This window comes from Niallia sp. M35 (genome assembly GCF_050971705.1).
GTDB lineage: Bacteria > Bacillota > Bacilli > Bacillales > Cytobacillaceae > Niallia > Niallia circulans_A.
In genome coordinates, this window is sequence record NZ_JBPCEP010000003.1 from 1 (window position 1) to 14,011 (window position 14,011).

The window sequence follows — 14,011 nt, forward strand, 5'->3', positions numbered from 1 at the left end:
CTTCTCTATTTCCTGCCTCTTATTCTACTATTAAATATTATTGAATATGACGATATACACCAATTACTTTTCCAAGAATACTTACATTTCGTAGGATAATCGGTTCCATGGTGCTATTCTCTGGCTGAAGGCGGATAAAATCGCGTTCTTTAAAGAATCTTTTAACAGTAGCTTCATCTTCCTCTGTCATTGCCACCACTATATCTCCATTATTTGCTGAATGCTGCTGTCTCACAATAACATAATCACCATCTAAGATCCCAGCTTCAATCATACTTTCTCCCATTACTTCAAGCATGAAAATTTGTTCATCACTTGGTGCTAGTCTTTCAGGCAGTGGAAAATATTCTTCTACATTTTCAATTGCCGTAATAGGCATACCCGCTGTTACCTTACCGACAACAGGCACATTAATAATATTATATTTTGGTATATTGCTTTCTTCTAAATCCAAAATTTCAATTGCTCTAGGTTTCGTTGGATCACGACGAATTAACCCTTTACTTTCTAACCTTGCCAAGTGGCCATGTACCGTAGAACTCGATGCAAGACCAACCGCTTCTGCAATTTCACGAACAGAAGGTGGATATCCTTTTAGCTTTACTTCTTCTTTTATGTATTCTAGTATGTCTAATTGCCTCTTTGAAAGCTTCTGCATTATATGCACCTCGTTATTTTATTCTTGCATTAATTATAGCATGTTTAAGAACAGGATACAAACATAAGTTCTATTTTATTGTTGACAGGAAACGTTTGTTCGTATTAAACTAAAAACATAAACGAACATACATTCTAAAAAAAGGTGGAATTATAGATGTCTAAATTGTGGGAAAAATATTCATATACTATTATTCTTTTAATTTGTGGTTTTATAGCGTGTATAATAATTGTAGTTAATACAGGTGAAGCAGATTCTAGCAAATATTTATCGGTTACCGTGAAAAATGGGGAAACTGTCTGGGAAATATCTAATGAATATGCAGGCTCTTATAATATGTCAAAAAAGCAATTTATTAAATGGGTAGAACAACAAAATAATATCTCTGCAAATAATATTTCGGCAGGAAAAGAAATACTTATCCCAGTACGTGAAGAGGATCATCAACTAATGTTAGCATCAGAATAATAGAAAAGGAATTATAATAGTAATGAATAAGGAAAAGAATGCAATTATCTATTGTCGTGTAAGTACAGATAAAGAAGAACAGACCACATCCCTTGAAAGACAGGAAGAGGAATTATTACAATTGGCAAGTAAAATGGGCTTTGAAGTAAAAGAAATCATCTCCGAAAGAGCAAGTGGATATGATTTAGATAGAGAAGGATTACTGGAACTTTTATCAAGGATAAAGGAAAAGGATATATCGTCCATTCTTATCCAAGATGAGACAAGATTAGGCAGGGGAAATGCTAGAATAGCGATTTTACATTGTATATTAAAGGAAAATGTCAAAGTTTATAGTGTTTCTTCATCAGGAGAACTAACACTTTCTGAAGCAGATGAAATGGTATTAAAAATTGTAAGTATTGTAGAAGAATATCAGCGAAAGATACATAATTTAAAGATAAAAAGAGGCATGAGAAGAGCTGTAGAAAATGGATATCGCCCTGATAGAAACTTAAAAAACTTAGGAGATCATTCAGGAAGGCAGAAGATAGATGTTCCTATTGAAGAAGTGGTGAAATTAAAGCAAAATGGGTTAACTTTTGCCGAAATAACATCTACTTTAAAAGGATTAGGATACAGCTTTTCTAAAGCTACTATTCATAGGAGATATCAAGATTATATCGAGCAAATAAAAGAAAAGTAATGAGAAATCTTCATGTCAGTCTTTACAATAGGAAACTGCTTTTATTTATGTTATAATAGATTTCATCAAGCCAGTTACAAGTAAACTGGGCTTTTTTATTTTATTTTGCCAAAATAAAAATACACAGTTAGTGCATTATTGACAGATGATGAAACAAGTTATCTTATCGCACCAACCATGAAAACTTTAATAAAAGGAGTATAATATGTATCCTAAAAATAAACTTGATCGTATAAATGAACTCGCAAAAAAGAAAAAGGAAACTGGCTTAACGCTAGAAGAAGCAAAAGAACAAACAAAATTACGCGCAGATTATTTAAAAAATTTCCGTTCAACTATGGTAAATACAATTGAAAATGTAAAAATTCTTGATCCAAATGGAACGGATGTAACACCTCAAAAGATTAAAGATATTCAAAATAAAAAGAAATTACACTGATTTTTTCCTTTAAATCTAACCTTAACATTTATATGTTAAGGTTTTTTATGTTTTCTAAAGGAAATTATGGGTAAAATACAAAATAAATGTCGAAATTATATAGTGGTGCTTCTTTCTAGTGTACATATATAGAAAAAGAATCATATTGGCTACTAAAATCAAGGAAATGAGAGGATGTTGAACATTGAATACAAAATTAGATCATTTATCTATTGCTTCAATTAGAACACTTTCTATTGACACAATCGAAAAAGCTAAATCAGGCCATCCAGGAATGCCGATGGGTGCTGCACCGATGGCCTATACGTTATGGACATCTTTTATGAATCATAACCCTAAAAATCCAGAGTGGTTTAATCGAGACCGCTTTGTTTTATCTGCAGGACATGGCTCTGCTTTACTATATAGCTTATTACATTTATCAGGCTATGATCTATCCCTTGATGATTTAAAGGGGTTTAGACAGTGGGGAAGCAAAACACCAGGACATCCAGAGTATGGACATACCGCAGGAGTGGATGCTACAACTGGACCCTTAGGACAAGGAATTGCGATGGCGGTTGGTATGGCACTTGCAGAAAAACATTTGGCAGGTGTATATAATAAAAATAATTATCCAATTGTCGATCACTTTACATACAGTATTTGTGGCGATGGGGACTTAATGGAAGGAGTATCTGCAGAAGCGGCTTCTCTAGCTGGACATTTACAGTTAGGGAAATTAGTTGTGCTATATGATTCCAACGATATTTCTTTAGATGGTGATTTGGATAAATCGTTTTCCGAAAGTGTAGAACAGCGATTTAAAGCATATGGATGGCAATATATCCGTGTCGATGATGGCAATGATACAGATCAAATTGCAAAAGCAATAGAAGAAGCAAAGAAAGATCAATCAAAGCCTACATTAATTGAAGTGAAAACGATTATTGGTTTTGGCGCACCAAATAAAGCTGGAAAATCATTAGTTCATGGAGCGCCACTTGGTGCAGATGAATTAAAATTAACGAAGGAAGCCTATAATTGGACGTTTGATGAAGATTTTTATGTTCCAGAAGAAGTTTATAATCATTTTAAAGAAAAAGTCTTTATGAATGGTGAGAAAAGAGAACAGGAATGGAAGGAACTTTTTGCAAATTACGAAAAGGAATTTCCGGAACTAGCTCAGCAATTAAAAATTGCTCTAGCAGATACATTACCACAAGGTTGGGATCATCAAATACCTGTATATGAGGAAGGCAGCAGTCTAGCAAGTCGTGCCTCTTCAGGGGAAGTTATTAATAGCATTTCAAGCGAGCTGCCATTTTTAGTTGGAGGATCTGCCGATTTAGCAGGAAGTAATAATACAATGATTAAAGGAGGAAAGGATTTTACTCCTGAAACGCCTGATGGAAGAAATATATGGTTTGGCGTTAGAGAATTTGCAATGGGTGCAGCTTTGAATGGAATTGCTCTTCATGGAGGATTAAAAATATTTGGGGGTACTTTCTTTGTATTCTCTGATTATTTAAGACCTGCGATCCGTCTCGCTGCTTTGATGGGATTACCTGTTACGTATGTTTTCACCCATGATAGTATTGCGGTAGGTGAAGACGGACCAACTCATGAACCAGTTGAGCAATTAGCTTCATTAAGAGCAATGCCTAATCTTTCTGTCATTCGTCCAGCGGATGGAAACGAAACAGCTGCTGCTTGGAAAATTGCACTTGAGTCTACAAATAAGCCAACTGCTTTAGTCTTAACTAGACAAAATTTACCGACTATTAAAGGGACAAAAGATAATGCATATGAAGGTGTATCGAAAGGTGGATATATTATATCTCCTTCTAAAACGGAAACCCCTGATGCATTATTAATAGCAGCAGGTTCAGAAGTCGGCTTAGCAGTCGATGCACAAAAAGAATTAGAAAAAGACGGAATCAATGTTTCAGTTGTCAGTTTACCAGCATGGGACCGTTTTGAACAGCAAACAAAAGAGTATAAAGAAACCGTTATTCCAAAAAACGTAAAGAAGAGATTAGCAATCGAAATGGGAAGTTCTCTCGGCTGGCATAAATATGTTGGAGATGAAGGAGATGTTCTTTCAATTGAAACTTTTGGAGCATCTGCGCCAGGAAATAAAGTATTAGAGGAATATGGATTTACAGTGTCCAATGTGGTCAAACGGTTAAAATCATTACTAGAAAGTTAACTCATCAAGGATGGCTGGAAAAGAATTCTTCACCAACCAATGGGGGGATCGCATTTTCCATTCCATCCTATTTTCTTCGTTCGACAAAATAAGTCTGTTTTTTTAACACCTTGAGACACATCTTGGAGATATCCTTCTTTATAATAGAAGGAAAAGAAGTGGACAGGTTGGTGAAGATTCAGTATGAGAAGATATCAATTGTATTTAATTAAAGAAAAAATCGCTATTCACTATAATGGTAGAGAACGTTTGTTTTACAATTTATTTTCGGACCATACTAAAACAGACGATGGACCATTAAAGGAGATCCTGCAAAAACAAGTGGATTTTATTACGCTTCCTATTTCTAGATGGATGATCGAAAATCAACTATACTCCGCTTTACAAAGAAACAAGAGCTTCCGATATAAAGATGGTACTTTTTATATTGAAAACGGAAATTTAAGCAGTGCAACATTAACGATAAAAGATGATTCTTTATTTATAGAAGCAAAGGGTTACTATGATGCGGAATCCATTTTCTTTGAAATTATAAGGAAATACGAACCTTCTTTCTTAGCAATTGATGTGGAAAATGGCCGATTTGGCTGGTTAAAACCAATTAAGGAAAGAAATTTTGTCTAAAATGGAGAAATTCTGTAACAGATATTGTATAATATTATCTGGTCTAGTACACTAAAGTATAGACAACATGAAGGAGGAAAAAAGATATGCCTTGGTACGCATGGTTAAGTATTGTCGTAGCACTAATCGCCGGTATCGTTATCGGATTTTTTATTGCGCGTAAATACATGATGAACTACTTAAAGAAAAACCCACCAATTAATGAACAAATGTTAAAAATGATGATGATGCAAATGGGAATGAAACCTTCTCAAAAGAAAATCAATCAAATGATGACAGCAATGAACAAACAACAAGGGAAATAATAGGACAAGCATTCAGTAAAACCTATTTTTCTGTTTTGATAAGAGAGGATTCTGTCATTATTTATAAATAAATGGTAATTCTCATCAGAATTTCTAAACCACTTTTTTCAGATTAAATATGAAAAAAGTGGTTTATTTGTATTTTGATAATAATTTTCAATAAAAAGAAGACAAAATTTCAAGGCAGAGGACGACAAGACATAATGGAAATCAACTCATCATTTCCCCGGAAACCGCAAGATATGACAAAAGGTTCAATAGATTCGACAATCATGTGAAAGATACTTTATGAAGACAGCCTTGCTCTATAGCAGCTGGATATTACATTTTTTTAGTGACTAAAAAAGCCGAACAATCACAAAAATTTTGTCATTGTTCGGCTTTATTTTTGTCAGAATTACATTTGTTTTAAAATAATCAAACGACACTTCTGTTTTAGTTGACAGATAACTTATGACAATATTAAACTTAAGGTATATACGAACGTACATTCGGTTTTAAAGGAAGGAGGAGAATAATAAGACAAACAGACATTCGAGCAAAAGAACAGTATTCGTTCTAGGAACCCTCTTTAATTTTAGGAAGAAAAACTAATATTTCCACTCCATTAAATATTTTGAAAATATAATAAAATTTCTTTCCAGTTCCTAAATATTTTGCTAAACTAGTGAAGGGTATTTTTACATATTTAGTTGCCAACAGATAAGAGGTGTGTATGGGTTGAAAGTTTTTTTAAATTTAAAATGGTATTTTATCCAGGAGAAGAAAGCTTATCTTGGAGGGGTTTTTCTGTTGATTTTAGTTGCTATCCTTCAATTGATTCCTCCGAAAATAGTTGGTATAGTCGTTGATCATATTCAAGGAAAAACATTAAATTGGAGCAATTTATTACAGTGGACAGGCGTTTTAGTTGTTTCAGCATTAGCAATGTATGTACTTCGTTATTATTGGCGAGTACTGATATTCGGGTCCGCTGTAAAGTTAGGGAGATTATTGAGAAATCAGCTGTATAGTCATTTTACAAAAATGTCTCAGTCCTTCTATCAGCGAAATCGTACTGGAGATTTAATGGCACATGCAACAAATGATATACAGGCGATTCAACAGACAGCAGGGCAAGGGGTGCTCACTTTAGTAGATTCTTTAGCAACAGGTGGCTTTGTTATTATTGCAATGGCTACAACAATTAGCTGGAAGCTTACCCTTATTTGTTTATTGCCAATGCCATTAATGGCGATATTAACAAGCTATTATGGTTCTTTAATACATAAGTACTTTCATCAAGCTCAGGCTGCTTTTTCATCGTTAAATGATAAAACGCAAGAAAGTATTTCTGGAATGAAAGTATTAAAAACATTTGGGCAAGAAAGAGAAGATGTTGAAGACTTTCGCAGATCATCTCTTGATGTAGTTGATAAAAATATTAAAGTAGCTCGTGTAGATGCTCTATATGACCCTACTATATCCATTATTGTCAGTATTTCTTTCTTTTTAGCAATTGTATTTGGGTCACGGTATGTTATTAATGGAGAACTTAGTTTAGGACAGCTCGTTTCTTTTACTACTTATTTAGGACTGTTAATTTGGCCAATGCTGGCATTTGGATGGCTCTTTAATATTATGGAGAGAGGGAGAGCTTCATATGACCGTGTTACGGCATTAATGGAAACTAAGGTAGATATTATCAATAAGCCCGCAGCTATTACAACACCGCCAGCGGGGGATATTGTGTATGATTTAAAATCTTTCTCTTATAACCATAAAATTGATGTTCTGAAAAATATTCACTTTTGTTTGAAAAGAGGGCAGACTCTAGGGATTGTCGGCAAAACAGGAGCTGGAAAAACGACGCTTTTAAAATTGTTATTTAGAGAATATGACCATTATGATGGAAAAATTATGATTAATGGAACAGAAATAAAGGAAATGGGTTTAGATGCATTGAGAGTATCCATTGGATATGTACCACAGGAACATTTTCTGTTTTCTGCCAGCATCCGAGATAATATTGCTTTTACTAATCCCAATACTTCAGAGGAAGAAATTCATAAGGCCGCTGTATTAGCAAATATTCATGATGATATTCTTGGATTCACAGATGGTTATAATACAGTAGTTGGCGAAAGAGGAGTATCTTTATCAGGGGGGCAGAAACAACGCATTTCAATCGCGAGAGCACTCCTGATGAATCCGGAAATACTTATCTTAGATGATTCTTTATCAGCAGTCGATGCAAAAACGGAAGAAAGTATTCTGACAGCTCTAAAGGAAAATAGGGAAGGTAAAACAACGATTATCACTTCCCATCGATTAAGCGCTATTGAACATGCCGACCTTATTATCGTACTAGATGAAGGGGCAATTATTCAAAGTGGGAACCATCAACAGCTTGTGAAGGAAAGCGGCTGGTATAAAGAAATGTACCATCGCCAGGCTTTAGAAGTAATGGTAAGCATGGGGGATACAAATGGATAAAACTATTAAACTCACAAGTGAACAGCAAAGAAAAGTATTATTTCGATTACTAGGTTATATAAAACCACATAAAAAAGCGGTAATGATTGCATTCTGTCTCTTAATTTTATCGACATTGGGAGAATTAGCTGGACCATATTTAATTAAAGTCTTCATAGATGATTATTTAACACCAAGAAATTTAGCCGTTCAGCCATTAACTGTTTTGGGAATTACCTATATTTTCATTCAAATCATGAACGTAGTAATTATGTATTTTCAATTATATAAGTTTCAAGAAATTGCTTTATATATTATTCAGCAGCTTCGGGTTGATATATTTTCGAAGATTCATACACTTGGACTCCGCTATTTTGACAAAATACCCGCTGGAAGTATCGTTTCGAGAGTAACAAATGATACGGAAGCAATTAAAGATATGTTTGTCAGTGTCCTTGCAACCTTTATTCAAAGCGGATTTATGATTTTTGGTATTATCATTGCTATGTTTGTTTTGAATGTTAAGCTTGGGGCAATTTGTTTAATTTTACTGCCAATCTTAGGATTTATTATTTATACGTATCGGAAATATAGCTCAAGCTTCTACCAAGATATAAGAGAACGATTAAGCCAATTAAATGCAAAACTTAGTGAATCTTTACAAGGAATGAGCATAATCCAAGTATTTAGACAAGAAAGAAGATTGAAAAATGAGTTCGATGATATTAATACTAAGCACTATCAAGCAGGAATGCGTAATATCAAGTTAGAAGGGTTACTCCTCAGACCTGCCATTGACCTTGTTTACGTACTTGGGCTTATTCTTGTTTTAAGCTATTTTGGGATATCTTCTTTTAACAATCCGATTGAAATTGGGGTATTATATGCATTTGTAAGTTATTTAGATCGTTTTTTTGAGCCAGTCAATAATATGATGATGCGCCTATCACTTTATCAACAAGCAATTGTGTCTGCCTTTCGCGTATTTACCGTATTAGATGAAGAAGATATAGAGCCATCTTTAGTTGCTGATAGCAAAAGTAAAATTGAGAATGGTGTGATTGAATTCAAGGATGTCACTTTTTCTTATGATGGGAAACAAGATGTGTTGAAAAACATCTCATTTACGGCTAATGAAGGGGAAACTGTTGCATTAGTAGGACATACAGGAAGTGGAAAAAGTTCTATTGTCAATCTACTTATGCGGTTTTACGATTTTGGAAAAGGGGAAATTCTGATTGACGGCAAATCATTAAAGTCTTTCAGTAAAAGAGAACTTCGGGAAAAAATGGGGTTAGTACTTCAAGATCCATTCCTATTTTATGGAACAGTAACAGATAATATTCGTTTATATAATAAGGAAGTAACGGAGAAAGAAGTTATCGAAGCAGCTAAGTTTGTGCAAGCTAATCAATTCATTGAAAAGCTAGAAGATCAATATAATCATAAAGTGGTAGAAAGAGGTTCTGCTTTTTCAAGTGGACAGCGCCAGCTTATTGCATTTGCGAGAACCATTTTGACAAATCCGAAAGTACTAATATTGGATGAAGCAACAGCCAATATTGATACAGAAACGGAAGAAGCTATTCAACTTGCATTATCGAAAATGCGTAAAGGCAGAACAACCATCGCCATCGCTCATCGCCTTTCTACCATTCAAGATGCAGATTTAATCTTAGTGCTTCACAAAGGAAACATTGTGGAAAAGGGTAACCATCAACAACTTCTGCAACAAAAAGGATTGTATTATAAAATGTATCTACTACAAAATGGAGCTGCCGATTCTATTGAAGAGACAGTAGAGCATAAAGTGGAACTCACATAGAAAGGTGATTTAACTTTAGAATGATAAAATTAAACCGAAGTTCGCTAATCTAGCAGTGAACTTCGGTTTTTTTGCTTTTTCTCTTTTTAGATATTCCATTGTTTTTTTGATTTTGGGAAAGCAGGAAACTTATTTTTTAAATTTATTTCATTATATTTATTTAGTAATACATCTAATTCTTGACTGCATATAATGGCTGAGGAAGATGAAAAACCATGTTTCATAGCAATTTCAATAAGCTCTGTACGCTTTAATTCAATTTGAGTAAGCAATTGCTTTTTTAGCATGGTTAATTTTCCTTTCCGTCTAAATTCTGTTATTTAATAAATGTTAAAGTGGAAATTAATTTACTTAATTATATCTATTTTTGGAAGTAAATGCAAAAATATCGCAAAGATACATATATAGGCTGTACAAGCATATAGTTATAAGAAATGGAGAAAGGAGAGATAGATAGTGGTAGATATAAATTTTTTTATTGCATTAGGGGCAGGTTTTTTGAGTTTTATTTCTCCATGCTGTTTACCATTATATCCTGCTTATTTATCCTATATAACTGGAATGTCTAGCGGACAGTTAAAAGAAGAGAAACTACTTAATAATGCTAGTTTAATTCATACAATTCTATTTCTTTTTGGATTTTCGATTATTTTTATTGCCCTTGGTTTTGGTTCTTCCTTGATAGGAGAATATTTTAAAGTCTATCAAGAAGAAATAAGAAAGATTGGTTCGCTTATCATCATATTTTTTGGTCTAACTATCATTGGCTTAATAAAGCCTCAATGGTTAATGAAAGAATATCGGTTTTCTTTTAAGACCAGACCAACTGGTTATCTGGGATCCATTTTGATTGGATTAAGTTTTGCGGCAGGATGGACTCCCTGCAACGGTCCGATTCTAGCAGCGGTTCTATCTTTAGCAAGCCTGCATCCAGAAACAAGCTTACTATATTTAGGAGCATATATTATCGGATTTGCACTTCCGTTTATTTTTTTATCCTTTTTTATTTCTCATTGGAACAAGCTTAAAAAGTATAGTGTACAGTGGACGAAATTTGGCGGATTCTTTATGATTGTGATGGGAATTTTATTGTATGTAGATGGGATGAAATGGTTAACACGTGTTATTTCACCAATTTTTGGTGATTTTCAAGGTTTTTAATCATTACTCCATGCTATAATATTTAACAAGCACAATGGCAAGAGATTTAAAATAGGATGAATTACATAATTTTATACCATGATTTGTAAACTTTGATGCCGAAATACATTGAAATTATGATAAAGATTCGCTATATTGGATTAGTAATAGTAATAGTAATAGTAATAGTAATAGTAATAGTAATAGTAATAGTAATAGTAATAGTAATAGTAATAGTAATAGTAATAGTATTAGTATTTTATTTACCTATTAGATATTGTGTTTTCGGTTGTTGAGGAGGAAGTAAGATGGCGCGAATATTGATTGTGGATGACGCAAAGTTTATGAGACTAACACTCTCAAATATTTTAACTAGATCGAATCATGAAGTTATCGGAGAAGGGGAAAACGGGAAGGAAGCAATAAGATTATATCGCGAACTGGATCCAGATTTGGTCACAATGGATATTACAATGCCAGAGATGAACGGATTAGACGCAGTTAAAGAAATTAAGAAAGAATTTCCCCAAGCAAAAATTATTATGTGTTCAGCAATGGGCCAGCAAAAAATGGTAGTGGAAGCAATTGAAGCTGGTGCGAAGGATTTTATCGTAAAGCCTTTTGATGATACGCGAGTATTAGATGCAATAAATCGAGTTTTAAAATAACAAATATAGTAGATGCTTTTATAGGATATGATATAATCATATCCTATCTTTTCTTTGTGTCTATTTATATAAATAGACAGTGTGCTGATCTTAGTGGTAAGATTAAAAGTATTCTTAAGGCAATGATAAAAGGTTAGTAAAGGGGTTTTTCTATGACTTCTGTCATAATTTCAACATGTATTGCAGTGTTTATGGGCGTCTCCGTTATGGTTATGAGAATGAAAGCGGCTAAGAAGCCAGTTTCACCAAAGAAAATTATATTGCCGCCTTTTTTTATGAGTACTGGAGCTTTAATGTTTATTTTTCCATACTTTCGTATTAGCGGACAAGAAATTTTAGAAGCAGCTATTGCTGGAATCTTGTTTTCATTTTTATTAATTAAAACAACAAAATTTGAAATAAAAGATAATGATATATATTTAATTAATTCAAAGGCATTTATCTATATATTATTTGGACTCTTAGCAATTAGAATTGTGGCAAAGTTTATTCTAAGTAGTTCCATCGATGTTGGCCCATTAGGCGGTATGTTTTGGATGCTTGCTTTCTGTATGATTGTTCCTTGGAGAATTGCCATGTTTATAAACTATAAAAAATTAACAAAGAATTTAAGTACAACTAACTAACAGGATATACAGAAAAATTAGCTGGATGAGTAGAGTAGTCATCCAGCTAGTTTTTTAGCTAGAAGAGATGAAGAAAGTGGTCAACACATGCACAAAGATTAGAAATAATAAATAAAGGCGATAAATAATTAGACAGCAGCAAGTTTCTTATATTTGATTTTGTTTTTGACTAAACGAAAGCAGACGATAATAGAAGTAGATCTCTTCATAATCTACCTGTACTTAAAGCTCTTATTGTTTCCATAGCCGTTCATAAATTACTTTATTACCAACATTTTTTAAAAGGTATATATCAGGATTACTAAGATTTTGCCAATCATCAAACCCGAAATTTTTATTATAAAAATTTAAAAGTAATGACATTAGATTCCCATGTGTAACAATGATTGTATTTTCATGTTCATTATTAAAAACGTCTTCAATAATTTTTACTATTCGTTTCATCGCTTCCTGACTTGACTCTCCACCTTCAAATGTTAATTCGAAATCTTCAAAAGTTGCTTTTAGTTTATCCAACCAGTCAGAAAGACTTTCTGTGCTTAATACACGTTCTATTAATTTTCTATTAATCTCTATCTCTAAATTTAATCGCGTTGCAAGTGGCTCGATCGATTGAATAGCACGCTTATAAGGACTCGAAATAATACGGTCAATTTTAATTCCGGCAAAAAATTTAGATATTTCTATTGCTTGTTTAAAACCTTTATCAGTAAGTTGCGCTTCCGATGGTTGGCCTTTAGCCTCGCAATGTCTTATAATATAAACTTTTTTCAACAAGATCACTCCAATTATATGTAAATTTTCATAATATTTTAATGACACAATAAGTGAATTCACTAATTCAAATGATAGAGTCGATTATTCTTTTTGCAACAACAAAAGGAAAATCGACTCTATTTAGGTGATTGATCCTTCATTAAGTTATTCTGCTTTAATCTGTCATTATTGTCATTTAGATTTATCCTTAAATATAGTCTGCTTTGCAAGCTGGTGTCCAAATACAGATACGCCTGTTGCGATAATTCCATTTGTGATAGCTTCAAATGTCATTCCATAAGCAAAAGCTGCTAAAGAAATGGAGGTTAGAAGAAGAATCCAAATGATCAACCAATCAGAGATAATGGGTGTTTGTTTAAGTGCATAACCAATAATCCATAGGACCGGTACTAATATATAATAATGTTCCAGTAGAAAACTCTGTAACCATTCCAAAGTATCTTCCCTCCTTTATTTTATATGATTATCGTATGCACAGATGAGAAAATCGGATTGTTTACATAACCATTGTCATCTGCAGAAAGTACTATTTTCATGCTTCTAAAAAAACAACTGTCCTTTTTGACTTTTTCTCTCTATTTAAAAGTTGAAAGGAGGTGAGAGTTGATGGCCCAAGCGCTTTGGAATGAAGCAAGTTTAAAGTTGGCTTTTCTAAATGGAATGAAAGAAAATGGAGAGCCGAATCTTGTAACAAAGACGTTTAGAAATTTAAATGAAATGGCAACTCCAGAACAAATTTTTGCAGCTGCACAAGGGATGGCATCATTAGTGACCTATTCTTTGTACTCGGTTGAACGAAATGACACTTCTGAAATAGTAGAAGCATAGTGATTTTCACAGCAATAGTAAAAAAATAGAAAGGAGAAATTATAATGGCAAAAACATTAGAGATCACATTTGAAACGAGTAATGGAAAAACTTCAAAATTATCCCTTGAAAGCCCGATTGAACCAGTTAATTCTGAAGAAGTATTAACTGTCATGCAAAGTATTATTGCATCCAAGGTTTTTACTTCAAATAATGGTGATTTAATGGCGGTAAAAGGAATTCGATTAGTGGAAAGAATGGTAACAGATTATGAAATCTAACGCATAAATAGCAAGTTAAACAGCTTACCTATTGCGTCTGGGAATAATTAATCCGCCTGAAAC

17 protein-coding genes are annotated in these 14,011 nt (G+C 33.3%); 13 read left to right on the forward strand and 4 right to left on the reverse strand.

Going from position 1 to position 14,011, the window contains the following annotated elements:
- Positions 1-37 precede the first annotated feature (37 nt).
- Positions 38-658: a transcriptional repressor LexA gene (gene lexA / locus NiCM35_RS03910; protein WP_047944821.1), complete on the reverse strand. Its 621-nt coding sequence runs from the start codon at positions 656-658 to the stop codon at positions 38-40.
- A gap of 156 nt (positions 659-814) precedes the next feature.
- Between lexA and yneA the strand changes: the two genes are divergently transcribed.
- The 8 genes from yneA (at position 815) to NiCM35_RS03950 (ending at position 9,649) form a co-directional block, all read left to right on the forward strand.
- Positions 815-1,126: a cell division suppressor protein YneA gene (yneA, locus tag NiCM35_RS03915; RefSeq protein WP_095328494.1), complete on the forward strand. Its 312-nt coding sequence runs from the start codon at positions 815-817 to the stop codon at positions 1,124-1,126.
- A 22-nt stretch (positions 1,127-1,148) separates the two neighbouring features.
- Positions 1,149-1,811, forward strand: a complete 663-nt coding sequence (locus NiCM35_RS03920) for a YneB family resolvase-like protein (protein ID WP_123257631.1) — start codon at positions 1,149-1,151, stop codon at positions 1,809-1,811.
- Between the two features lie 205 nt (positions 1,812-2,016).
- Positions 2,017-2,250 carry a DUF896 domain-containing protein gene (locus tag NiCM35_RS03925; protein ID WP_047944818.1) on the forward strand — a complete coding sequence of 78 codons (234 nt, stop codon included), beginning with the start codon at positions 2,017-2,019 and terminating at the stop codon, positions 2,248-2,250.
- 184 nt (positions 2,251-2,434) lie between these two features.
- Positions 2,435-4,441 (forward strand): transketolase, encoded by a 2,007-nt coding sequence (gene tkt, locus NiCM35_RS03930; RefSeq protein ID WP_163188550.1) that lies wholly within the window; start codon positions 2,435-2,437, stop codon positions 4,439-4,441.
- A 183-nt stretch (positions 4,442-4,624) separates the two neighbouring features.
- On the forward strand, positions 4,625-5,065 hold the full coding sequence (gene sirA / locus NiCM35_RS03935) for a sporulation inhibitor of replication protein SirA (protein WP_095328497.1): 441 nt from the start codon (positions 4,625-4,627) through the stop codon (positions 5,063-5,065).
- 86 nt (positions 5,066-5,151) lie between these two features.
- Complete coding sequence (locus NiCM35_RS03940) at positions 5,152-5,370, forward strand: YneF family protein (protein WP_016205025.1); 219 nt, start codon at positions 5,152-5,154, stop codon at positions 5,368-5,370.
- 720 nt (positions 5,371-6,090) lie between these two features.
- Positions 6,091-7,845, forward strand: a complete 1,755-nt coding sequence (locus NiCM35_RS03945; protein WP_249878574.1) for an ABC transporter ATP-binding protein — start codon at positions 6,091-6,093, stop codon at positions 7,843-7,845.
- Complete coding sequence (locus NiCM35_RS03950; protein ID WP_163188560.1) at positions 7,838-9,649, forward strand: ABC transporter ATP-binding protein; 1,812 nt, start codon at positions 7,838-7,840, stop codon at positions 9,647-9,649. The genes NiCM35_RS03945 and NiCM35_RS03950 overlap by 8 nt, the downstream gene beginning before the upstream one ends.
- An 86-nt stretch (positions 9,650-9,735) precedes the next feature.
- Here the strand turns inward: NiCM35_RS03950 and NiCM35_RS03955 are convergent, their stop codons facing one another.
- Positions 9,736-9,936, reverse strand: a complete 201-nt coding sequence (locus tag NiCM35_RS03955) for an aspartyl-phosphate phosphatase Spo0E family protein (protein WP_095328504.1) — start codon at positions 9,934-9,936, stop codon at positions 9,736-9,738.
- A gap of 169 nt (positions 9,937-10,105) precedes the next feature.
- Between NiCM35_RS03955 and NiCM35_RS03960 the strand changes: the two genes are divergently transcribed.
- The 3 genes from NiCM35_RS03960 to NiCM35_RS03970 all read left to right on the forward strand — a co-directional run bounded on the left by NiCM35_RS03960 (position 10,106) and on the right by NiCM35_RS03970 (position 12,083).
- Complete coding sequence (locus NiCM35_RS03960) at positions 10,106-10,810, forward strand: cytochrome c biogenesis CcdA family protein (protein ID WP_095328505.1); 705 nt, start codon at positions 10,106-10,108, stop codon at positions 10,808-10,810.
- A 287-nt stretch (positions 10,811-11,097) separates the two neighbouring features.
- Positions 11,098-11,457: a response regulator gene (locus tag NiCM35_RS03965; RefSeq protein ID WP_095328506.1), complete on the forward strand. Its 360-nt coding sequence runs from the start codon at positions 11,098-11,100 to the stop codon at positions 11,455-11,457.
- A gap of 152 nt (positions 11,458-11,609) precedes the next feature.
- On the forward strand, positions 11,610-12,083 hold the full coding sequence (locus NiCM35_RS03970) for a CcdC family protein (RefSeq protein WP_095328507.1): 474 nt from the start codon (positions 11,610-11,612) through the stop codon (positions 12,081-12,083).
- 231 nt (positions 12,084-12,314) lie between these two features.
- Here the strand turns inward: NiCM35_RS03970 and NiCM35_RS03975 are convergent, their stop codons facing one another.
- Together NiCM35_RS03975 and NiCM35_RS03980 are read right to left on the reverse strand one after the other, a co-directional pair.
- Positions 12,315-12,866 (reverse strand): histidine phosphatase family protein, encoded by a 552-nt coding sequence (locus tag NiCM35_RS03975; RefSeq protein WP_338068396.1) that lies wholly within the window; start codon positions 12,864-12,866, stop codon positions 12,315-12,317.
- Positions 12,867-13,031: 165 nt separating this feature from the next.
- Positions 13,032-13,295: a phage holin family protein gene (locus NiCM35_RS03980; RefSeq protein WP_095328509.1), complete on the reverse strand. Its 264-nt coding sequence runs from the start codon at positions 13,293-13,295 to the stop codon at positions 13,032-13,034.
- Between the two features lie 171 nt (positions 13,296-13,466).
- Between NiCM35_RS03980 and NiCM35_RS03985 the strand changes: the two genes are divergently transcribed.
- Both NiCM35_RS03985 and NiCM35_RS03990 read left to right on the forward strand, forming a co-directional pair.
- On the forward strand, positions 13,467-13,688 hold the full coding sequence (locus tag NiCM35_RS03985) for a DUF1659 domain-containing protein (RefSeq protein ID WP_095328510.1): 222 nt from the start codon (positions 13,467-13,469) through the stop codon (positions 13,686-13,688).
- Positions 13,689-13,732: 44 nt separating this feature from the next.
- Positions 13,733-13,948 carry a DUF2922 domain-containing protein gene (locus tag NiCM35_RS03990; RefSeq protein ID WP_163188568.1) on the forward strand — a complete coding sequence of 72 codons (216 nt, stop codon included), beginning with the start codon at positions 13,733-13,735 and terminating at the stop codon, positions 13,946-13,948.
- The last annotated feature ends 63 nt before the right edge of the window (positions 13,949-14,011 follow it).

Bases quoted from the DNA above. Each gene is read 5' to 3' on its own strand.
- NiCM35_RS03920 (WP_123257631.1), top strand. From the start codon at position 1,149: ATGAATAAGGAAAAGAATGCAATTATCTATTGTCGTGTAAGTACAGAT.
- sirA (WP_095328497.1), top strand. From the start codon at position 4,625: ATGAGAAGATATCAATTGTATTTAATTAAAGAAAAAATCGCTATTCAC.
- NiCM35_RS03925 (WP_047944818.1), top strand. From the start codon at position 2,017: ATGTATCCTAAAAATAAACTTGATCGTATAAATGAACTCGCAAAAAAG.
- NiCM35_RS03990 (WP_163188568.1), top strand. From the start codon at position 13,733: ATGGCAAAAACATTAGAGATCACATTTGAAACGAGTAATGGAAAAACT.
- NiCM35_RS03985 (WP_095328510.1), top strand. From the start codon at position 13,467: ATGGCCCAAGCGCTTTGGAATGAAGCAAGTTTAAAGTTGGCTTTTCTA.
- NiCM35_RS03970 (WP_095328507.1), top strand. From the start codon at position 11,610: ATGACTTCTGTCATAATTTCAACATGTATTGCAGTGTTTATGGGCGTC.
- NiCM35_RS03940 (WP_016205025.1), top strand. From the start codon at position 5,152: ATGCCTTGGTACGCATGGTTAAGTATTGTCGTAGCACTAATCGCCGGT.
- NiCM35_RS03950 (WP_163188560.1), top strand. From the start codon at position 7,838: ATGGATAAAACTATTAAACTCACAAGTGAACAGCAAAGAAAAGTATTA.
- NiCM35_RS03965 (WP_095328506.1), top strand. From the start codon at position 11,098: ATGGCGCGAATATTGATTGTGGATGACGCAAAGTTTATGAGACTAACA.
- NiCM35_RS03955 (WP_095328504.1), bottom strand. From the start codon at position 9,936: ATGCTAAAAAAGCAATTGCTTACTCAAATTGAATTAAAGCGTACAGAG.
- lexA (WP_047944821.1), bottom strand. From the start codon at position 658: ATGCAGAAGCTTTCAAAGAGGCAATTAGACATACTAGAATACATAAAA.
- yneA (WP_095328494.1), top strand. From the start codon at position 815: ATGTCTAAATTGTGGGAAAAATATTCATATACTATTATTCTTTTAATT.